Source organism: Asticcacaulis sp., assembly GCF_027484505.1.
GTDB lineage: Bacteria > Pseudomonadota > Alphaproteobacteria > Caulobacterales > Caulobacteraceae > Asticcacaulis.
In genome coordinates, this window is sequence record NZ_JAIXSV010000085.1 from 1 (window position 1) to 20,696 (window position 20,696).

Annotated in this window: 21 protein-coding genes; 11 read left to right on the plus strand and 10 right to left on the minus strand. The window is 60.2% G+C overall.

Going from position 1 to position 20,696, the window contains the following annotated elements; genetic code table 11:
• Nucleotides 1-1,656: aminomethyl-transferring glycine dehydrogenase subunit GcvPB (gene gcvPB / locus Q0072_RS04970; protein WP_298326589.1), on the plus strand; the 1,656-nt coding region annotated here is incomplete at its 5' end.
• Nucleotides 1,657-2,159: 503 nt separating this feature from the next.
• A complete protein-coding gene (locus Q0072_RS04975; RefSeq protein WP_298326592.1) occupies nt 2,160-2,594 on the plus strand; it encodes a hypothetical protein in 435 nt (144 codons plus the stop codon).
• A gap of 156 nt (nt 2,595-2,750) precedes the next feature.
• On the opposite strand, the gene Q0072_RS04980 is transcribed toward Q0072_RS04975, so the two are convergent.
• From Q0072_RS04980 to Q0072_RS05000, 5 genes are all read right to left on the minus strand, one after another.
• Complete coding sequence (locus Q0072_RS04980; protein ID WP_298326595.1) at nt 2,751-4,169, minus strand: NAD(P)(+) transhydrogenase (Re/Si-specific) subunit beta; 1,419 nt, start codon at nt 4,167-4,169, stop codon at nt 2,751-2,753.
• Entirely contained in the window at nt 4,169-4,504 is a 336-nt protein-coding gene (locus Q0072_RS04985; RefSeq protein WP_126420748.1) for an NAD(P) transhydrogenase subunit alpha, read from the minus strand. The genes Q0072_RS04980 and Q0072_RS04985 overlap by 1 nt, the downstream gene beginning before the upstream one ends.
• A gap of 10 nt (nt 4,505-4,514) precedes the next feature.
• A complete protein-coding gene (locus tag Q0072_RS04990; protein WP_298326598.1) occupies nt 4,515-5,642 on the minus strand; it encodes a Re/Si-specific NAD(P)(+) transhydrogenase subunit alpha in 1,128 nt (375 codons plus the stop codon).
• A 172-nt stretch (nt 5,643-5,814) separates the two neighbouring features.
• Nucleotides 5,815-6,654 (minus strand): DUF817 domain-containing protein, encoded by an 840-nt coding sequence (locus Q0072_RS04995; RefSeq protein WP_298326601.1) that lies wholly within the window; start codon nt 6,652-6,654, stop codon nt 5,815-5,817.
• Between the two features lie 47 nt (nt 6,655-6,701).
• On the minus strand, nt 6,702-6,944 hold the full coding sequence (locus Q0072_RS05000; RefSeq protein ID WP_013479051.1) for an aa3-type cytochrome c oxidase subunit IV: 243 nt from the start codon (nt 6,942-6,944) through the stop codon (nt 6,702-6,704).
• A gap of 193 nt (nt 6,945-7,137) precedes the next feature.
• On the opposite strand from Q0072_RS05000, the gene Q0072_RS05005 reads away from it, so the two are divergent.
• Nucleotides 7,138-7,794, plus strand: a complete 657-nt coding sequence (locus Q0072_RS05005; RefSeq protein WP_290797983.1) for a YitT family protein — start codon at nt 7,138-7,140, stop codon at nt 7,792-7,794.
• Nucleotides 7,795-7,906: 112 nt separating this feature from the next.
• On the opposite strand, the gene Q0072_RS05010 is transcribed toward Q0072_RS05005, so the two are convergent.
• Complete coding sequence (locus Q0072_RS05010) at nt 7,907-9,730, minus strand: M3 family oligoendopeptidase (RefSeq protein ID WP_298326607.1); 1,824 nt, start codon at nt 9,728-9,730, stop codon at nt 7,907-7,909.
• 196 nt (nt 9,731-9,926) lie between these two features.
• Here Q0072_RS05010 and Q0072_RS05015 point away from each other — a divergent pair, with 196 nt between their 5' ends.
• Nucleotides 9,927-11,393, plus strand: coding sequence for a sigma-54 dependent transcriptional regulator (locus Q0072_RS05015; protein ID WP_298326610.1), 1,467 nt, complete (start codon nt 9,927-9,929; stop codon nt 11,391-11,393).
• On the opposite strand, the gene Q0072_RS05020 is transcribed toward Q0072_RS05015, so the two are convergent.
• The 4 genes from Q0072_RS05020 to ykgO all read right to left on the minus strand — a co-directional run bounded on the left by Q0072_RS05020 (nt 11,394) and on the right by ykgO (nt 13,094).
• A complete protein-coding gene (locus tag Q0072_RS05020) occupies nt 11,394-11,981 on the minus strand; it encodes a DUF3833 domain-containing protein (protein ID WP_298326613.1) in 588 nt (195 codons plus the stop codon).
• Nucleotides 11,982-12,035: 54 nt separating this feature from the next.
• Nucleotides 12,036-12,434, minus strand: coding sequence for a hypothetical protein (locus Q0072_RS05025; RefSeq protein ID WP_298326616.1), 399 nt, complete (start codon nt 12,432-12,434; stop codon nt 12,036-12,038).
• 71 nt (nt 12,435-12,505) lie between these two features.
• A complete protein-coding gene (locus Q0072_RS05030; RefSeq protein ID WP_013479044.1) occupies nt 12,506-12,775 on the minus strand; it encodes a DUF2312 domain-containing protein in 270 nt (89 codons plus the stop codon).
• Nucleotides 12,776-12,968: 193 nt separating this feature from the next.
• On the minus strand, nt 12,969-13,094 hold the full coding sequence (ykgO, locus tag Q0072_RS05035) for a type B 50S ribosomal protein L36 (protein WP_013479043.1): 126 nt from the start codon (nt 13,092-13,094) through the stop codon (nt 12,969-12,971).
• Between the two features lie 270 nt (nt 13,095-13,364).
• Here ykgO and Q0072_RS05040 point away from each other — a divergent pair, with 270 nt between their 5' ends.
• The 7 genes from Q0072_RS05040 to Q0072_RS05070 all read left to right on the plus strand — a co-directional run bounded on the left by Q0072_RS05040 (nt 13,365) and on the right by Q0072_RS05070 (nt 20,407).
• On the plus strand, nt 13,365-14,588 hold the full coding sequence (locus Q0072_RS05040; RefSeq protein WP_298326628.1) for an acyltransferase family protein: 1,224 nt from the start codon (nt 13,365-13,367) through the stop codon (nt 14,586-14,588).
• A gap of 9 nt (nt 14,589-14,597) precedes the next feature.
• Nucleotides 14,598-15,887, plus strand: a complete 1,290-nt coding sequence (locus tag Q0072_RS05045) for a hypothetical protein (RefSeq protein WP_298326632.1) — start codon at nt 14,598-14,600, stop codon at nt 15,885-15,887.
• Between the two features lie 4 nt (nt 15,888-15,891).
• Nucleotides 15,892-16,194 (plus strand): transcriptional regulator, encoded by a 303-nt coding sequence (locus Q0072_RS05050; RefSeq protein WP_298326636.1) that lies wholly within the window; start codon nt 15,892-15,894, stop codon nt 16,192-16,194.
• Between the two features lie 80 nt (nt 16,195-16,274).
• Complete coding sequence (locus tag Q0072_RS05055) at nt 16,275-17,603, plus strand: lytic murein transglycosylase (protein ID WP_298326639.1); 1,329 nt, start codon at nt 16,275-16,277, stop codon at nt 17,601-17,603.
• 753 nt (nt 17,604-18,356) lie between these two features.
• Nucleotides 18,357-19,229 (plus strand): MotA/TolQ/ExbB proton channel family protein, encoded by an 873-nt coding sequence (locus Q0072_RS05060; RefSeq protein WP_298326641.1) that lies wholly within the window; start codon nt 18,357-18,359, stop codon nt 19,227-19,229.
• A gap of 6 nt (nt 19,230-19,235) precedes the next feature.
• The gene (locus Q0072_RS05065) at nt 19,236-19,673 is read left to right on the plus strand and encodes a biopolymer transporter ExbD (RefSeq protein ID WP_013479037.1); all 438 of its coding nucleotides are present in this window, start codon (nt 19,236-19,238) and stop codon (nt 19,671-19,673) included.
• 83 nt (nt 19,674-19,756) lie between these two features.
• Nucleotides 19,757-20,407, plus strand: a complete 651-nt coding sequence (locus Q0072_RS05070; RefSeq protein ID WP_298326643.1) for an energy transducer TonB — start codon at nt 19,757-19,759, stop codon at nt 20,405-20,407.
• The last annotated feature ends 289 nt before the right edge of the window (nt 20,408-20,696 follow it).

Here is a 20,696-nt window from a genome sequence, read left to right on the forward strand (position 1 = left end):
GCCATCCACGCGCGTGCGGTGGCCGACGGCATCAACTTCCGCCGCGTCGATGACGCCCATATCGGCGTGTCGCTGGATGAAAGCGTCACCCCGGCCGTGCTGGCGCGCGTCATCGCGGCTTTTGCCGCGGGTAAGGACGGGGGCACGGGTGAGGGCGTGGCCATCCCGGCGTCCCTGCGGCGTTCGGACGACATCCTGACCCATCCGGTCTTCCATCTGTATCGCTCGGAAACCGAGATGCTGCGCTATCTGCGCCGCCTGTCGGACAAGGATCTGGCGCTTGATCGCACCATGATCCCGCTGGGGTCGTGCACCATGAAGCTCAATGCCACGACCGAGATGATCCCCATTACCTGGCCGGAATTTTCCAACCTGCACCCCTTCGCGCCTAAGGATCAGGCGAAGGGCTATCAGCGCATGTTCGATGCGCTCGAAGCCTATCTGTGCGGCATTTCGGGCTATGACGCCGTCTCCCTGCAACCCAATTCGGGCGCGCAGGGCGAATATGCCGGCCTTCTGGCCATCCGGGGCTATCACCTGTCGCGTGGCGACGCGCACCGCGACATCTGCCTGATCCCGGCGTCGGCGCATGGCACCAACCCGGCCTCGGCCCAGATGGTCGGCATGAAGACGGTGGTGGTCGCCTGTGACGAGGATGGCAATGTCGATATGGCCGATCTGAAGCTCAAGGTCGATCAGTACGCGGCCAATCTGGCGGCCATCATGATCACCTATCCGTCCACCCACGGCGTGTTCGAAGAAGCGATCAAGGAGATCTGTGACCTTGTCCACGCGGCGGGCGGGCAGGTCTATCTGGATGGGGCCAACCTCAATGCGCAGGTCGGCCTGTCGCGTCCGGGGCACTACGGCTCGGACGTCAGCCACTTCAACCTGCATAAGACCTTCTGCATCCCGCACGGCGGCGGTGGTCCCGGCATGGGCCCGATCGGCGTCAAGGCGCACCTGAAACCCTTCCTGCCGTCGGACCCGCAAACGGGCGAGGCGGGGGCGGTGTCGGCCGCGCCCTATGGCTCGGCCTCCATTCTGCCGATCTCCTTTGCCTATATGCTGCTGATGGGCGATCAGGGTCTGCGTAAGGCGACCGAGGTGGCCATCCTCAATGCCAACTACATCGCCGCGCGCCTTGAAGGGCACTATCCGGTGCTCTATCGCGGCGAAAAGGGCCGCGTGGCGCATGAGTGCATCATCGACATGCGTCCCATCAAGGACGCCACCGGTGTGACGGTGGACGATGTGGCCAAGCGCCTGATCGACCATGGCTTCCACGCCCCTACCATGAGCTTCCCGGTGCCGGGCACGCTGATGATCGAGCCGACGGAGTCCGAGGCCAAGACCGAGCTGGACCGCTTCTGCGACGCCATGATCGACATCAAACGCGAAATCGACGACGTGGCCAATGGCCGCTTCACGGCGGAGCAAAGCCCGCTGCGTCACGCGCCGCACACCATCTTCGATCTGGCCTCTGATACGTGGGACCGCGCCTACAGCCGTCAGGAAGCCTGCTTCCCGACCAGGGGCGCGATGGTCAACAAGTACTGGTCGCCGGTCAACCGGATCGACAATGTCTATGGCGACCGCCATCTGGTCTGCTCGTGCCCGCCAATGGAGAGCTACATGGACGAGGCGGCGGAGTAATCCGCCGTCTCGGACAGCGTGCGACTGCGCGCCGCCGCACCTGCGGCGAGCCAAGCGGCGTTTGAGCGGGAAAACCGCGAGGCGGCGGAACAATCCGCCGTCTCGGACAGCGGTTAATCCATTGAACAAAAGGCGGTTCTTCGGAGCCGCCTTTTTCAAACCCTGTGTGATGGAAGGCACGCTTTGTGGCCATCACGCCACGTGTCGCGGCTTTTACGCGAAGTGAAGCCAATTGGGGCGAAAAGGCCGCAATTTCGACCTTAGAGCCTCTTTATAAAGACGGTGACGATTCCCATATCGCGATCACGGCGGGATTATTAGCCTGAACTTACGATATCATAACCCTGGTATGGTAGCTTTGAACGGCTACTGACAGAATAGGGCCTGAAACGGTTTAGAACGACCATACAGGACCACGGAGCAAGACGATGAGCGGGCCGAAGGGCTTATTGGCGGGACTTTTCAAACCTTCCTCCGGGAAGGCGGCGAAGTCGCGCGCGCTCGTGAGCGCCTCACCGAAAGTTCACAAGTCCAAAACCCGTCGCAAGGGCCATGTGCGTAGCGGCGCCAGCCGCCTGTGGCGCGGGGTTCTGGTCGGGCTCGGTTTCTTGATTGTGGTTCTGGGTGTGATCATTGCGCCCCTGCCGGGACCTATGGGCCTGCCCGTCTCCATTGCCGGCTTGGTTATTGTTCTGCGCAACTCTTACTGGGCCAAGCGGCAGTTTATCCGCACCTGGCGGCGTCACCCGAAGTGGCTGACCCCGGTTCGCCGTCTGCTGCGTCCGCGCGCAAAATTTCTGTCGATCATCTGGCATCAGATGCTGAGGACCGAAAAACTGGTGATTTCCCGGACCAAGGACCGCGTTCTGGGGCCGGTGCGGCGGCGCTTCCTGCGTAAGGCCCGCCGCCATAGCTTCCGCCCGCAATCGGCCGATTAGAGCGCTTTCCGAAAAGTGTGACACACTTTTCGGATAAAAAAGCGCGTTAAACCAAAAATTTAGAGCGTGATTTCTATTCAATTTGAACGAAATCACGCTCTAAAAAACCTCCCGATCATGGATCGAGAGTTTTTTTTGTGGTTGGAATGACGGGTCTCAGAGGGCCTTGACGATCCCTTCGACCATTTTCTTCGCATCGGCAAATAGCATCATCGTATTGTCACGGAAGAAGAGTTCGTTTTCGACCCCGGCATAGCCCGACGACATGCCGCGTTTGACGAACAAAACGGTCTGCGCCTTTTCGACGTCGAGGATCGGCATACCGAAGATAGCCGAGGTCGGGTCGGTCTTGGCGGCCGGATTGGTGACGTCATTGGCCCCGATAACAAAGGCGACGTCCGCCGTGGCAAACTCGCTATTGATGTCTTCCAGTTCGAAGACCTCATCATAGGGGACATTGGCTTCGGCCAGCAGTACGTTCATATGACCCGGCATGCGACCTGCCACCGGGTGGATGGCGTATTTGACCTCAACGCCTTCCTCTTTCAGCTTGTCGGCCATTTCGCGCAGAGCGTGCTGAGCCTGAGCCACCGCCATGCCGTAGCCCGGCACGATTATGACCTTGGAGGCGTTCTTCATGATGAAGGCAGCGTCATCGGCGGAGCCTTGCTTGACCGGGCGAGTCTCGACCTTGCCACCGGCGGCGGCGGCCGAGGTATCCGCCCCGAACCCGCCCAGAATGACCGAGACGAAGGAGCGGTTCATACCCTTACACATGATGTAGCTGAGGATGGCCCCGGAGGAGCCGACCAGCGCACCGGTGATGATCAGGGCGATGTTTTCCAGCGTGAAGCCCAGCGCGGCCGCGGCCCAGCCTGAATAGGAGTTGAGCATGGAGACGACGACCGGCATGTCGGCCCCGCCGATGGGGATGATCAGGGTCACACCCAGCACCAGCGACAGGGCGAAGATCAGCCAGAAGGCCCATTGCGCCTGACCCGCCGTGGCGATCAGCACGCCGATCAGGGCGAAGATGGCCAGACCGATGCCGATATTCAGCGCGTGCCGGGCCGGCAGGATGATCGGGGCACCGGACATGTTGCCGTTCAGCTTGGCAAAGGCGATGACCGAGCCTGTGAAGGTGATGGCACCGATGGCGACGCCTAAGCTCAGTTCGATGATCGACTGCGTTTTGATGCCGAGGCCGGAGTCGATGTGGAAGGCGTCGGGCGCATAGAGGGCCCCCACGGCGACCAGACAGGCAGCCAGACCGACCAGAGAGTGGAAGGCGGCCACAAGCTGTGGCATGGAGGTCATCGAGACCTTTTTGGCGATGGTCGCTCCGGCAAAGCCACCCACGGCCACACCGCCCAGAATCAGGGCGATGGTGACGGGGTCGATCTCGCCGCCGATAAACAGCCCCAGAAGCGTCACGCCGACGGCGATGGCCATACCGATCATGCCGTAAAGATTACCCTGACGCGAGGTTTCCGGTGACGACAGGCCGCGCAGGGCCAGAATAAACAGCACGCCCGAAACGAGATAGGCGAGGGCGGAAAAATCAGCGAAAGACATCAGTGCGCCCCTTCTTTTTTAACCTGAGCGGGTCGCTCTTTTTTCTTGTACATGGCCAGCATCCGGCGCGTGACCATGAAGCCGCCGAAGATATTGACAGCCGCCAGCGCGCTGGCGATGGCGCCGGAGCCCTTGGCAAACCATGTGCCGGCACCGAAACCGGAGGCCGCCGCCGCGATCAGGGCGCCGACGATAATGACCGAGGAGATGGCGTTAGTGACGGCCATCAGCGGCGTATGCAGGGCTGGTGTCACCGACCAGACAACGTAATAGCCCACAAAGACCGCCAGCACGAAGATGGCGAAATGGAAGACGGTGGGATTGATATGTTCCACGGTTTCCCCCTTAATTTTGTAAGTTGGGGTGCACCACGGCACCGTTTTGCGTGACCAGCGCGGCCTTGAGAATCTCATCCTCAAAATCCGGGCTCAGTGCGCCGTCCTTGATCAGCAGCCCCAGAAAGGCCTGAAGATTTTTGGCATAAAGGGCTGAGGCGTCATTGGCGATGGCGGCAACGATATTGGTCGGGCCGTAGATCCTGACGCCGTTCGTTTCCACCACGCTATCGGGCACGCAGCCTTCGACATTGCCGCCCTGCGGCGCCGCGATATCAACCAGCACCGAACCGGCTTTCATCGAGGCGACCTGCGCTGCCGTGACCAGCCGGGGGGCCGGGCGGCCGGGGATCAGGGCCGTGGTGATGACGATATCCTGCTTGCCAATATGGCCGCTGATCAGTTCGGCTTGCTTGGCCTTATAGTCGTCAGACATTTCCTTGGCGTAGCCGCCGGCGGTCTGGGCGTTTTTGAACTCTTCGTCCTCGACCGCGATGAACTTGGCCCCTAGCGATTCGACCTGTTCCTTGGTCGCCGGGCGCACATCGGTGGCGGAGACGACCGCGCCCAAACGCCGCGCCGTAGCAATCGCCTGAAGCCCGGCCACACCGACGCCCATCACAAAAACCTTGGCCGGGGCGACCGTGCCCGCCGCCGTCATCATCATCGGAAAGGCCTTGCCGTACAGGTGCGCGCTTTCGATCACAGCGCGATAACCGGCCAGATTGGCCTGAGACGACAAGGCGTCCATCACCTGCGCGCGGGTGATGCGCGGCACGAACTCCATGGCGTAGGCGGTCACACCGGCCTCGGCCAGCGCTTTCAGCGCGTCCTTTTCGCGGTAGGCGTCGAGCAGGGCGACGACGGTCGCGCCTTGTTTCAGCGTCTTCGCCTCGGTGGTGGATGGGCCGCGCACCTTGAGCAGGATGTCTGCCGACGACCACACGGCTTTAGTGTCCGCGATCTCGGCGCCCGCGGCGGTGAACGCTTCGTCGGTAAAGGCCGCGCTGAGGCCCGCGCCGGTTTCCACCACAACGCGCTGGCCGCTGGCGACCCATTTCTTGACCGTGTCGGGTGTCGCGGCGACCCGCGTTTCCCCCGTCAGGGTTTCCTTTGGTATTCCGATGACAAGAACCAAGTGTCTCTCCCCGGATTTGTCTGATTACATCAGAAAAATCCTCACAATTGCAACGATTTACGCTACTTTATTCTTCTTATGCTTTGGCCTTACGGCCTTGCCGGAGTTTAGTAAAGACAGTTTTAGAAGCCTAAGCGTTGAGCCAGGCTGACCTGCGGCAGATGTCAACCTATCACGGTTCTGCGGATTTACGGTCTTCAACTTCCTGTGGGGCGCGTGGCGGGATGACGAGGCTGACCATGACGAAGCTGAGGACCAGCAGGAGCGCCCACGCGCCCATCTTGTGCAGGCTGACCATGTGCCAGACGTCCTGATCCGGATAGACCCAGGTGCGCGTGGCCGTGCCGATGTTTTCGGCCACCCACAGAAAGAAGGCCGTCAGGGCATTGGCGAGGATGAAGGGCATCCGGCGATCCTTTTGGTCAACGCGGAAGACGATCCAGCTTCGCCACCACAGCCCGCCGATGGCGGCAAACAGCAGATAGCGAAAATCCCAGATATAATGATGGGTGAAGAAGTTGAGATAGATCAGCGCCGCCAGCAAATAGGTGGCCCACAATGGCGGATAGTGGGTGTATCTCAGGTCCATGACCCGACTGGCGCGAGCGATGAAGGAGCCGACGCAGGCATACATAAAGCCCGTAAACAGCGGTACACCCGCGACCCGGATAAGGGCGTCGTCCGGATAGGCCCAGGAGCCCATATGCGTCTTGAAAATCTCCATCACCGTGCCGACGACGTGATAGAGAAAGATGACCCGCGCCTCCTCGAAGGTTTCAAGCCGCAGGACCAGCATCAGGATTTGCAGAAGAACTGCCGCGACGAACAGGAAATCGTAGCGCAGCAGCGGGGCCTTATCCGGCCAGAACAGGTGCGTGACGATCAGAAGCCCCAGCATGGCCGCACCGAACAGGCATGACCACGCCATCTTCAGGCCAAACAGGATAAATTCGGCCAGTGGCGCAGGCAACCGGTCGAGCGTGCGGTGGATGATCCGCCGCGCCGGTTGCAAAAAAGGCCCCAGCGGGTGGGGCCTTTGGCTCTGATCTATCGGCGCGCTCAGTGGGCGTCCGGCTTCTTCTTGAGCACCAGAAAGCCGATCACGGCCACGACGGCCGAAACGAAGCCAGCGATGAAGAAGCCCGCGCCCTTAACGGCGAACAGGAGCACGAAGAACAGGATGCCGACGGCGATGATCAGGCTGCCCCACTTGGTCAGGCCCATGAACAGGTCGTAGGTTTCCGACTGTTCGTGGATGTTCATCTCGCCCTTGTGGTAGTCGCCCGATTGATGTCCGGCCATTGGATTCGTGTCCCTGAAAAAGTCTGTCGTTCGTACTTTTCTACAAAAGCTGGGCTTTGCGGTCAACGGCTGATGGACGCAGGCGCTGAAATCGCCTAAAACGGTTGCAAGTGAAATTATAAAAACAGGTTCCGGCATGATCCGGACAGGGATGAACGACAGGCGGGTGCGATCTTAGTTTAGAGCCACACGCATGATTTTTGCCAGACTTTGGGCCTCGCTAAAGCCCGGTAACACCAATGACGGATCGACGGAGCGTTTGAAGCACACGCCTCTGGAGGACGCCTATGCCTTCGCCATCGGCTGCTCGATGATCGTGCTGGGCATTGTGCTGCTGAAGACCGTCGGGCTGGTCACCGGAGGGGTGGCCGGGATTGCGCTGCTGGTGTCCTATCTGATCCCGTTGCCGGTCGGCGTGCTGTTCATGCTGATCAATGTGCCTTTCTTCATCTTTGCCTATCTGGGCATGGGGCGGGTCTTCATGATCAAGACCATCATCGTTTCCATGGCGATCATGGGGCTGGCTGTGCTGATGCCGATGGCCGTACATATCGATTATGTGCAGCCTTTATTTGCGGCCGTCTTCGGCGGGACGATTATCGGCATGGGAATATTGTCGCTGGCCCGGCATGGGGCCGGAGCCGGGGGCACGGGGGTCTTATCCCTCTATCTTCAGAAAAAGCGCGGCATCAATGCCGGTCAGACGCAACTGATCATCGACCTGATCATCATGGCGGCGTCGATGTTCGTTATACCGGGGGAGCGGCTGCTGTACTCGGTCGTCTCGGCGGCGGCCATGAGTCTGGTGATGATGAGCTGGCACCGCCCGGAACGCTATATCGGGCGGTAAGAGAAAAACACGAAAAGCCGTTTGACGGCAAAGCCTGAGGTCAGTGCACGTCCGGTTTATGTGCAAACACGTTCTTATTTTTCGAGTTTTTCATGTTTTTCGTGGCCAACCCCTAAAACAGCGCTTCGAACTGGTCGATCAGGCCTTTCAGCCGCTGACAGCCCATCTCCCAGAAGGCCTTCTCGCGCGGATTGAGACCGAACGGGGCCAGCGCTTCGACATAGGTTTTCGTACCGCCCGCCGACAGAAGCTGCGCATAAAGAGGGGTGAAGGCTTCGGGATTTTCGCGGCGCTTTTCCATCAGGGCCGACACCAGCAGATCACCGAAGGCATAGGCATAGACGTAGAAGGGCGCGTGGACGAAGTGGCTGATATAGGCCCACCAGTATTCATAGCCGTCATTCAGCTTGATTGCGGGCCCCAGTGACTCGCCCATCACCTCCAGCCACAGGGCGTTGAGCCGATCGACCGGAACCTCGCCCTCAAGGCGCTCAGCATGGAAGCGTTCTTCGAAGCGGTGGAAGGCGATCTGACGCACCACGCTGTTGAGGCCGTCTTCGATCTTCCCGGCCAGTAGGGCCTTCCTGTCTTCGGGCGATGCGTCGGCGACCAGATATTCGAACACCAGCCCTTCGGCAAAGATCGACGCGGTTTCCGCCAGAGTCAGTGGCGTATCGGCGAGGATCGACCCCAGAGGGGCTGCGAGCGTCTGATGCACCGCATGGCCCAGTTCGTGAGCGAGGGTTAGCATTTCGCGTCGCTCGCCCGTGAAGTTGAGCATCACATAGGGGTGGTGGCTGGATGACACCGGATGGGCATAGGCTCCCGACGACTTGCCTTCGCGCGGCTGGGCGTCGATCCACGGCTTTTCAAAAAAGACAGCGGCGCGCTCGGCAAAGTCCGGCCCCAGACGGGCGAAGGAATCGAGCACAATGCGCCTGGCTTCGTCCCAGCTATAGAGTTTGGGGGCGGCGCTGGTCAGGGGGGCATTGCGGTCCCAGAAATTCAATACCGTCTTGCCCATGATCTTCGCCTTCAGCGCATAGTAGCGATGCGACAGGGCCGCGTAGGATTCGCTGACCGCTTCGGCCATGGCATCGACGGCATCGCCATCGACCTCATTGGCCAGATGGCGCGAGGCGGCGGGCGTGGCGAATTTGCGCCAGCGGTCTTCGACCTGCTTTTCAAAGGCCAGCGTATTGAGCGCCAGAGCCAGCACCGGCGCGTTGTCTTTCAAAGCCACAGACAGGCCTTCGGCGGCGGCCTTACGCACGGCCTCATCAGGCGAGGACAGGCGCGTCAGGGCGTCATTGAGCGTCAGGATCTCGGGCTTGGACTTTGGCCCGATTTTAACGCGCAAACGGGTCAGGGTTTCATCGAACAGGCGCACCCATGAGGCGGTGCCCGGCATCTTTTCCAGCAGCAGCTTTTCCAGATCGGCCGACAATTCGTGCGGGCGGTTGGCGCGGATTCGGCGCAGCCACGGCCGCCACTTCTGTGCCTTTTCGGTGACGCGCAACGCCTGTTCGATTTCCCAGTCTTCCAACTGGTTCAGTTCCAGCGACAGGAACAGGCTGTCGGTAGAGATCAGCGCCGCCTTGTTACGCAGGTCGGCATCGAGCTTGGCAATCTGCGTATCTTCGCGCGCGATGGTCGAAGCGAGGGTCGTATAGGCCATGGCGCCGGCCATGCGGTCCGAGGCGCGCTCATAGAGCGTGGCCGCCTGATCAATCAGCAGGCCCAGTCGCTCGGCATTGCCGCGCGCTGCCACGAAATTGCCCTGTAGCTTCTGAAGCTCTTTCAGCGTCGCCGCGGCTTCGGCAAAGTCAGCGGCGATCTTCGGATCGTCCACACCGCTGTAAAGATCGGTCAGGTCCCACACCGGCAGGGCGGTGAACACGGCAGGGGCGGAATCGGTCGATGCGGTCTGGGTCATACCTTTGGCTCTAACCAAAACAAAATTCAAAAGCGAGAGGGAAAGCGCCGGACAATGGTGGGAAACACGAGTCTCTCAACGGCACATTAACCTTGTCTTTCAACGGGATTTTCAAGGCTTTGGTTTACAAGCTGTCTCAAAATAAGCCGTGTCCGCCTCCTTTCGGACCGGTAAACCCGATGAGATGGTGTCCCAAATGGCCAAAACGATCCTGATTTGCGACGATGATCCGACCCAGCGGCGGCTGATTCAGGCCGTTTTGGAACGCGAGGGCTTTGCGGTCGTCCACGCCGAGAACGGACCGCAGGCCTATGACCGCCTGACCACCACCTCCGGCATTGACGCGGTTATCCTTGATCTGGTCATGCCGGGGCAGTCGGGTATCGACACGCTCAAGGACATCCGCGCGGCGGGTATCCGCACGCCGGTGGTGGTGCTGACCGCTTCGGGTGGCATCGACACGGTGGTCAAGGCCATGCAGGCCGGGGCGCAGGACTTCTTTATCAAGCCGGCCTCTCCGGAGCGTATTCTGGTCAGCGTGCGCAACGCCTTGCAGATGGGGGATATGGCCGCCGAGGTGACGCGCCTGAAGAAGCAGGTCACCAATCGCACGTCCTTCGATGATCTGGTCGGGACGTCTGCGGCCATGCAGATGGTGCGCCGTCTGGGCGAACGCGCCGCGCGATCGGGCATCCCCGTGCTGATCCTGGGCGAAAGCGGTGTGGGTAAGGAACTGATTGCGCGCGCTATTCAGGGCTCATCGGACCGCGCCGGCAAGCCCTTCGTCGCGGTTAACTGCGGCGCCTTGCCGGCCAATCTGGTCGAGTCCATCCTGTTCGGTCACGAAAAGGGTTCCTTTACCGGCGCGTCAGACAAGCACCTCGGCAAGTTTCAGGAGGCCAGCGGCGGTACTCTGTTCCTCGATGAGGTGGGCGAACTGCCGCTCGACATGCAGGTCAAGCTGCTGCGCGCCCTTCAGGAGGGCGAAATCGACCCCATCGGTGCCAAACGCCCGGTTAAGGTCGATGTGCGCATCATTTCGGCGACCAATCGCAACCTTCAGGATCAGGTCAAGGCCGGGCATTTCCGCGAAGACCTCTTCTACCGCCTCAATGTCTTCCCGATCGAAGCCCCGTCCTTGCGCGAGCGTCGTGAGGATATTCCGGCCCTGATCGAACACTTCATACGCCGCTTCAATGTCGAAGAGGGCAAGCGCGTGGCGGGGGTGGCGTCGGACGCCATGCAGCTTCTGTGTGCTTACGACTGGCCCGGCAATGTGCGTCAGTTGGAAAACACCATCTATCGCGCCATTGTGCTGGCCGATACGCCGCACCTTCAGGCCTATGACTTCCCGGCCATTTCGGGTCAGCACCTGCCGCAGGCCGCCGTGTCCACGCCGGTGCTGCCGCCGGTGATTGTCGAGCATCAGGCGGCCATGACGCAGCTTGATGCAGGCTTGCCGGATCAGCCGGTGAAGATCCTCGATGGGGCCGGGCACCTGCGTAAGCTGGAAGAGATCGAACGCGACCTGATCGAACACGCCATCAGCGTCTATGCCGGGCATATGTCCGAAGTGGCGCGCCGTCTGGGCATCGGGCGTTCAACGCTTTATCGCAAGGTGCGCGACTGCGGCCTTGAAGGCATGGTCAAGGAAGCCGGTTAATTACTTAAAGTCTTTGCTTAAAGACTCGGCCACAGGGGCCGGGTGTCCGGGCTTGATAAAGCTTAAGGTCACCCGCCCCACATGCACGCCGAATTTCGACACATCGGCGCGGTTGATAGCGACCCCGTCGGCCACCAAATGCGACCAGTCGTCGAAGCGTACCTTAAGCGTGCCGCCCTGATAGGGGAGGTTGAGCAGGTAGCGGATGCGGATGGCGTCACCGCCGGTTTCGATGCGCGCGGTTCCGGCCACGTCCTGTGCGCGGCCTTCATAGAGGCCATTGCTGAGCTTGCGGAAGGTCCAGGTGCGCGTCTGACGCTCGCCATCATTCCACAAGAAGCGCTCATCCAGCACGAAGCCATCGGCGGTTGGTGTGCCGCGCGTCACCACGCTGAAGGTGCGGCTGACCTTGCCGCTGCGGTCTTCGAACACGCCATAGGCGCGGGTTTCCCCGGTAAAGTAGGACTCAAGCTCGAAGGCCGGTTGCGGGCGGCTGTTGCTGGCGATGTCCAGCGAGGCGCAGCCGGACAGACTGCTCGCACCAACAGTGGTCAGAGCCAGGGCAAACAGAAGGGCACGTGAACGCATCGGACGCTCCATCAATAGCGGTTTATCAGAGTACGCTATCCGGGACGCTTCAGTTCAGTTTTCCTCTTCGGCGGGCTTGGCAGCCCGCGATTTCACCTTCTGACGGATTTCACGCAGCTTAACGCCTTGCAGTAGGGACAGGGTGCCATTGATCGCGCCCTTGTCCGGATCGGCAAAGGCGCGGCCATAGGTTTTTACGCGGTCGCTGACGCTGTCGATAAAGTCGTTCTCCCATTCGGACAGATCGACGCCCGCCTCGGCCGCGGCCTTTTTGGCGCGTTCCAGCGCCCGCAGGGTGCGCTTTTGCAGGGCCTTCTTTTCATCGAGCGGGGACGGCGGTTTGGGCGCAGCCGGCCGGGAAGACAGACCGCCACGTGATGACAGAGGGGCCTTTGTCTTCAGTTCGCTCTTGCGCGTCAGCCCCTTGCCGGGCGTTTTGGATTTGAACGCCATTTTGGCATCACACGCCGCTCAGGCATTCGGGTCAAATAAAAAATCCTCTCCTTTGTCAGGAGAGGATCGCATCACAGCCCGCCAATGGCCGACAGGTAGAGGTCCAGCAGGGTTTCTTCTTCCTGAAGCTTGACCTTGTCCTTCTTGCGAAGGCTGACCACCTTGCGCATCACCTTGGTATCAAAGCCTTCGCCCTTGGCTTCGGCATAGACGTCTTTCAGATCGCCGGCGATGGCGGCCTTGTCCTCTTCGAGGCGTTCGATGCGCTCGATGAACGATTTCAGGCGGCCTTGCGCGGCGGCGGTGATGACGTCGGGGTGAGCGGACTGATCGTCGGCCATGAAACTATCCTTGAAAGGGAAAACGGAGGTCCCGTTCACCATAAACCATGCGAATCACCCGCTCAATACGCCGCGATTCGCCAGCCGCGCCTGAGCTGTGGATGAATTTTGTAGAGATGATGAACGAGAAAAGCGCCCGGAGCGGGCTCCGGACGCTGAATTCTGTAAGCCTTCAGGGCCTAATCGGGGCCGATTAGCCTTGCTTGGCCTTGAAGCGCGGGTCGGTCTTGTTGATGACATAGACCACGCCCTTGCGACGGACGATCTTGCAGTCCCGGTGACGGGTCTTCAGCGACTTCAGCGAGCTACGGACTTTCATGGTCCCAACCTTTGACTAAGTAATGACTGAGGCTTTGACCGAATTCGCGCAGCCCAGACGGGGGCGAAGCCTTCAAGCCATGTGTGAGGCGCGGTTCCTACGCGAAGCGCAGACACAAGTCAACAATCTGTGAGCGGCTTTTTGCACAAATCACGACCGGGGGCGAGCGGCTGATGGATTTGTCATTTTCAGACTAGTTTAAATTATAAACTGGTTTATATAATCCGACGCAACGGCGTTATGGCCGGGGTGACGCCGGAGGAGGGCGCCATGACGAATGAGACGCAAATGACAGAGGGTGCGCGCTATTATGCGCTCGATGCGGTACGCGGTGGCGCGTTGTTTTTGGGCGTCGTGCTGCACGCCGGGCTGGCCTATATGTCGCCGCCCGCCTGGATCGTGAACGACCCTTCGGGCAATGCCTCTGTAGGGGTGCTGTTTTTCACCATCCACATGTTCCGCATGAGCCTGTTCTTTATACTGGCCGGGTTTTTCGCGCGTCTGCTGTACCGCAAACGCGGGGCTATGGGCTTTTTCCTAGATCGCGTAAAGCGCGTGGCGGGGCCGCTGGTCCTGTTCTGGTTTCCGGTGCTGGCAGCCATTATCACCGTTCTCATTCTCGCCGCCCTGAAAGCCAATCCGTCACTGGCGAACCAGCCGCCCGCGCCGCCGCCGCCCCTGACGGCAGAGACCTTTCCCCTGACGCACCTGTGGTTCCTGTATATGCTGCTGTTGCTTTATGCGGTGTGTGTACCGCTGCGCGGGCTCCTCGCCTTTATAGACAGCGGCGGGGCCTTGCGCCGCGTGGCCGACAACCTGTTCGGCTTTGTCATCCGCTGGGACCTGACCCCGCTGGTCTTCGGCCTGCCGCTGTGGTTGCTCATTCAGGTGCAGCCGCAATGGGAGCACTGGCTCGGCATCCCGACGCCGGACAAGGGCTTTGTGCCCAATGCTCTGGCGGTGGCGGCATATCTGTCGGCCTTTGCCTTCGGTTGGTGCCTGCATCGCAATGCCGACCGGCTGGAGATGGTCCGTAAGAAAGGCTTTCTGAATCTCTTTTCAGCGGTGGCGTTGACGCTTACGGCGCAATGGCTGGGCGGGCATCAGGCCGAAACCGATGCGGTGACGGGCGGCGCGTGGCGGGCTCTCTATTCCGCAGCCTATGTGCTGGGTCTGTGGAGCTGGTGTCTGGGGCTGATCGGCGTCGCCCTGCGCTTTCTGGATCGCCCCAGCCGCTTCTGGCGCTATGTGGCGGATTCGGCCTATTGGGTCTATCTGGTGCATCTGCCGCTGGTGTTGCTGATGCAGTACCTGTTGCTCGACCTCTCGGCGCCTTATTTCGTCAAGCTGCCGCTGGCGGTTCTGAGCACGCTGTTTCTTTCGCTGCTCAGCTATCAGCTTCTGGTAAGGTACAGTTTCATCGGGGCGATTCTGGATGGCCGCAAGCGTATTTCGCGCAAGCGCCAGCCGCCCGCAACAACCGCTACAGTCTGATTGCTGATCATGGGTCGGGTATTTTTTAAACCACGCGTTGCCGAACCGGCGGATCTGGCCTTTGCCCGATCCTTCGCCGGGGAGGGGCCGCGTGCTCAGGCTTCGGCGGGGCTGGTCTTCTTCTGGGCGGGGCTGCTCTATGGCCTTCAGACGCTTGTCTATGCGGCCATCGAAGCGGGCTGGGTTAAGGTCGCTCCGCCGTTCGGCCTGTGGCTGGCCATCGGTCCGACCCTGCCGTTTCTGGGGGTAATCGCCTATGTCGCCTGGCGCGAGCGCAAAGGGAAGGGCGGTGTGGCGACCCGCGCCCTGACGGCCAGCTACACCTCAGCAGGACTGCTGAACCTGATCATCGCCGTGACGTTTGGCTGGCTGGCGATCAGTCGCCAGTCCACGACAATCTGGCTTTTGTACCCCATCGTCATCTGCGCCATGCAGGGGGCGGTGTGGTATGCCGCCAGCCTGATTCGTCGAAAGTTGTGGCTGGGTGTGGTTTCGGCGGGATGGTTCGTCACCACGCTGGCCCTGACCGTGCTGATGACGCAGGTGGCCGCCTATCTCTTCTGTCTGGGTGTGGCCCTGCTGGCGCTGATGGCAGCACCGGGCTATGCGATGAGGCAGTCGTCGCCGCGCGAGCGGGAGCCGGAAACACTCAGGACCGAAAAATCTGTCGATACAGGTTCCGACACAGACCCGCAGGCCGCGCGGGAAGCTCTGGCCTTTATCAAGGCGCTGGTCGATCGCGGCGAGCAGGTGCAGTTATCGGGCGGCGTGCTGCTCCTGTCAGGCGGTCTGCTGTACGGCCTGCAATGCCTGTTGCACGGTCTGGACATGAGCGGCAGCCTCCGACTGGGGGCCTTAGGTCATCTGATCAACGGAATCCTGCCGACCCTACTGTTTCTGATCGTGGTGGGTGTAGTTTTGTGGCGCGACCGGCACAAGACGCACGCCAATGCCGGCAGCCGGGCCATTAATGCCGCCTTTGGCGGTGTCGGGCTGGCCAATCTGTTTATGAACCTGGTCTTTGGTTATGCGGCCTTCACACAAAAGCTGTGGCTCATCTGGATGCTTTATCCGATTTCACTTTGTGCCCTGATGGGGGCCGGGTGGTACGTGGCGGCGGTGGCCCAGCGTAAGCTGTGGCCTGCGCTTGTTTGCGCCGGCTGGTTTGCGACCGCGGTTCTTTTGGCCTGGCGCGTTGAAACGCCGGAATATCTGCTGATCCTGTCGGGGGCGCTGGTGCTGCTGATGGCGGTGCCGGGTTATCTTCTGGTGCGTTCCGACGCCGGGCAGCGGGCGTAGGTTTATGAGTGGCTTTGACGTCAACCGGCTGGACGATGCGATCCACGGCCGCCTGCGGCTGGGGATCATGGCCTATCTGGCCGACGCCGAAGCGGCCGATTTCAACGAGCTGAAAGGCGTGCTCGAAGCGACTCAGGGCAATCTGTCGGTGCACCTCTCCAAGCTGGAAGACGCGGGCTATGTGGAGATCATCAAGGGCTATCAGGGCAAGAAGCCACTGACGCGCGTACATATCACCCCTGCCGGGCGTCAGGCCTTTGCCCGCTATATAGAGGTGCTGTCCGGACTGGTCGAAAAGCGCTCATAACAGCTTGTTTACCGCTTTGCGCTTGGAAATGACATCATTCCAAGGCTAAGATTCGTACCTGTATCGGAAGGATGATCTGTATGAAGCGGCGTGTACTCAGTCTGTGTCTGTTCCTCGGCGCCTGTTCGACGGCCTCCAGCCTGCCGACGCCGATCGAGAACAAGCCGCAGCCGCCGCGCGCCGAAACGGGGCAGGCGACCGATACGCAGCAAACGCCACCGAAGCCAGCGCCGGCATCCGCCCCGGTCACCTATGCGACGTTCGCCGACTGGCGTGAGGCCTTTGTGGCCAAGGCGGTGGCCAGAGGCTTTGACCGCGCCTTTGTTGAAAACCTGCTGGCCGACGTCCAGCCGAAAGAATCGGTGGTCAAGGCCGATACGGGGCAGCCGGAGTTTTCCAAGCCTGTCTCGTCCTACGTGAAAAACGCCGTATCGGCCGCGCGTATCCAGACGGGGCGCGAGCGCGTCAATGCCAATCCTGATATTGCCGCCATCGAAGCCCGCTATGGCGTGCCGCGCGAAGTGCTGGGCGGCGTCTGGGGCATGGAAAGCGACTATGGCCGCGTGCAGGGCGATATCGACGTCCTCACCGCCTTTGCGACTCTGGCCTATGACGGACGTCGCCGCGATTGGGCCGAGACGCAGTTGCTCAGTGTGCTGTCCATTATAAAGAGCGGCAAGGCGATCCGTCAGGAGTTGAAAGGCTCATGGGCCGGGGCGATGGGTCAGACGCAGTTCCTGCCGGAAAACTATCTGAAGCTGGGGCAGGATGGCGACGGCGATGGCCACGTCAATATCTGGACCTCGGACTCTGACGCTCTGGCTTCCGCTGCTAATCTGCTGAAAAGCGAGGGCTGGCGTCCGGGGCAGGCCTGGGCGGTTGAGGTGACGCTTCCGGCGGATTTCGACTACTATCTGGCCGAAACCGAAAGTCAGACGCCCGACTGGTGGGCGCAAAAGGGCGTCGTCCGCGCCGACGGCGGCAACTGGAATGCCAGCGAAAAGACGGCATCGGCGGTACTGATTCTGCCGTCGGGGGCAAAGGGGCCGGCCTTTCTGGCCCTGCCCAACCATTTCGTCATTCGCAAATACAATAATTCCACCGCCTATGCACTGGCCGTCGGGCTGAATGCCGATGGAATCGCGGGGCGCAGCGCGTTGAAGACACCTTGGCCGGATGAACAGCCCCTGTCTCTGGCGGTGCGTAAAAATGTGCAAACGGCGCTGAATGCGGCGGGATTTAACGCCGGGACTGTCGATGGGGTTATCGGTATCGGTACGCGAAAGGCCCTGCGCGAATGGCAGAAGGCCAATGGCCGCGTCGCGGATGGCTATCTCAGCTACGAACTGGCCAGCGAATTGTCGGCCAAGGTGACGGGCTACACCATCCTGGGCCCGACAGGGCGTTAAACCCGAGCCGTTTCAGGCGGTTTAAATCCGCTTTCCGGATGCTCCGAACACTGTCTTTTGCTGCAATGCGGGAAAATTTCCCATTATCGGTAATATTTTGCCAGTGTTAGCGTTATCTTGTACCGCATAAAGGGCAAAGACACAGCCGAATCCGGTCGCTTTCCGAGACGAGAGACGTCCGGACGTTCGTAAAAACGTCTTTATAAATTTGACACATAGCGTTGAAAGCGGGTGGTTTTTTCGCCTTTTCGATGCAAGTTGCACGGCAACCGATACCCCGAATTAAAAAAAATTTATCTCACGCAAAAATATTCTCCCAAGTCCCGTCGAGCTTAACTATCGGACATGTTTGAGTTTTTAACAAAAAAGCGCAGGAATTGCCTTGCCTGTGGCCGAAATGTAACGCGCGGTGGCACGATAAGCACCTTGACGGGGTGAGGGAGGATTGCTTTTTTAGTCCGCAAATCACTTTGTAACCACTGGTGTAACAGAGGGATCGTCCACGCCCGGTCATCCGGCAGGGCAGGGGCAAAAGGTTTGTGCGCAGCGCAGCCGTATGCGGACGCAGATCCGTGACGATGCGTAACACAAGAGAGGTTCACGAAGGGACATGCGACCTTAACGGAAACATGGGCTTTCGTGTGCCACGTTCTAAATATGTCTTAGGCTTAAACCAGGGGGTTCACGCTGCCCCCGAAAATCCTTGGTCAGCCCTCCTACCGGGGGTTATCCTTATTCAGGAATTGGCGAAAAATGCTCGAACACAAGAAACACAACCCGCTCATTGCTCTGCTCGGCGCCGCTGCGCTGCTTCTGAGCGCTCCGACGATGGCTGCCGCTGCTGCGGCTACGTCGCCCGCTGCTGCCGAAGCCCCGGCTGCTGAAGCGGCTCCGGCCGCTGCTGAAGAGTCCTCGACCTCGTCCGCCTCGGGCGGTCACGGCAAGATCACCGTTTCGTCGATGTTCATGCAGGCCGTGCCGGTCGTTAAGGCCGTCATGATCGGCCTGATCCTCGCGTCCGTCATCTCCTGGACCATCCTGGTCATCAAGCTGATGTTCTTCGCGAAGCTCAACAAGTCCTCGAACAACTACCTCGAAGCCTTCCGCGGCGCCCGTTCGATCGCCGACATCAACCGCATCTCGACCTCGGACGAGTTCGCTGGCAACCCGATGGCCGACATGGCCGCCGTCGCCACCGAAGAGATCCAGATCTCGAAGCAAGCCGGTCTTCAGGTTTCGGGCGAACACCGCGACTCGACCCTGCACCGCGCCTCGTCCTCGATCAACGCCGTTCAGGCCGGTCTGGCCAAGCGTCTGTCGGGTGGCCTGACCTTCCTCGCTTCGACCGGTTCGATCGGGCCTTTCGTCGGTCTGTTCGGTACGGTTTACGGCATCATGAACTCGTTCATCGGTATCGCTGACTCGGGTACGACCAACCTGGCCGTCGTGGCTCCGGGTATCGCCGAAGCCCTGCTCGCCACCGGTATCGGTCTGGCTGCCGCTATCCCGGCTGTCGTCATGTACAACATCTTCAACACCTCGATCGCTGCTTACGGCACCCGTTCGGAGCAATTCGTTTCGGAACTGATGAACTCGCTGTCGCGTCAACTCGACAAAGGGGCGTAAGTACTCATGGGAGCCAAGCTATCCTCTGGCAGCGGCGGCTCGAAGTTTCATATCGAGCAGAACAGCGAAATTAACGTTACGCCGTTCGTCGATATCATGCTGGTTCTTCTGATTATCTTCATGGTGGCCGCTCCCATGGCCTCCGTGTCGATCGAAGTGAACCTTCCGACAGCCGTCGCCCCGCCGCAACAAAACCCGCCCAAGCCGATTTATATCTCCATCCAGCAGGATGGTGGTGTGTTTATCGGCGATAAACCTACCTCTCTGGCTGATCTTGGAGCCGACATGAAAATTCAGGTCGGCAAACGTGATCCGGACAAGGAGCGCATCTTCATTCGTTGCGATCGCAAGACCCGCTATGCGGACTTCATGCAGGTGATGAATGCCCTTCAGGACAACGGCTACTACAGCGTTGCTCTGATCGGTGAAGATGGTAACAAGTAAGAGGGCCTGAGATTATGGAAGAGACCCCACACAGGCGTCGAGATCCTATTCTCGACCCCCCGATTAACAAGGACAAAACGCCCTTGTTCGTCGGTATTGGCGTGGCAATCGTGGCCCACGTGGGACTGGCCTACTACATCTATCACGAAAAGTTCGAAATCAAGCCGGTGGAATATGAAGACACCAAGATTGATACCGAACTGGTAGATCTGGCACCGCCCCCGCCACCGCCGCCTCCGCCTCCGCCTCCGCCGCCTGATATGCCTCCGCCTCCGCCGAAGCTTCAGGTTCGCGAACCGGTGATCCAGACCGATGCGCCTCCGCCTCCGGCTCCGATTCAAATCGAAGCCACGAAGAAGGAAGACCGCGTCGAGTACAAGGGGCCGCCGCAAATCGTCCCGGGACCCCCGCCGCCTCCGGCTCCGGTTGCTCCCGCTGGTCCGCGCTACACGACGGCTCAATGGACGCCGCCGACATCGGATCAGTTGCTTGACCTTTACCCCCCGCGTGCTCAGGACGCGGAAGTTGAGGGCGAAGTCACGATTGACTGCGTTCTGAACTCTGAAGGCAAGATCACGGGCTGTACTGTCGAAAGCGAAAAGCCTCAAGGCTATGGCTTCGGCGCGGCGACCGTGAAGGGCTTTATGCGTTACGCCAAGATCAAGAAGGGCACCGATGGTGAACTTCGCGATGGTGACCGCAAGAAGTTCCGCTTCAAGTGGACCCTGCAATAGGTTCCATACCGTAACTCAGAAAAGCCCTCCGGTTCTGCCGGAGGGCTTTTTTGTTTGCGGGGCGCATGCCGGAACACCGGGTCCCTCTAGAGTGGAATGATTTTAGGTGGAAACGGCTTCGCGCTTTAGCACCTCCTCTGATTTCAGGGGAGCCGGGCGGCCGGTGCCGGTGGCCCGAAGGGCCGGGTGGGGTTAAAGCAGCGGTATTTAACCCCACCGTCTTTGACGCCTGAGCGGCGTCAAATCCACCTCCCCTGAAATCAGGGGAGGTGCTTGAATTACGATTCCA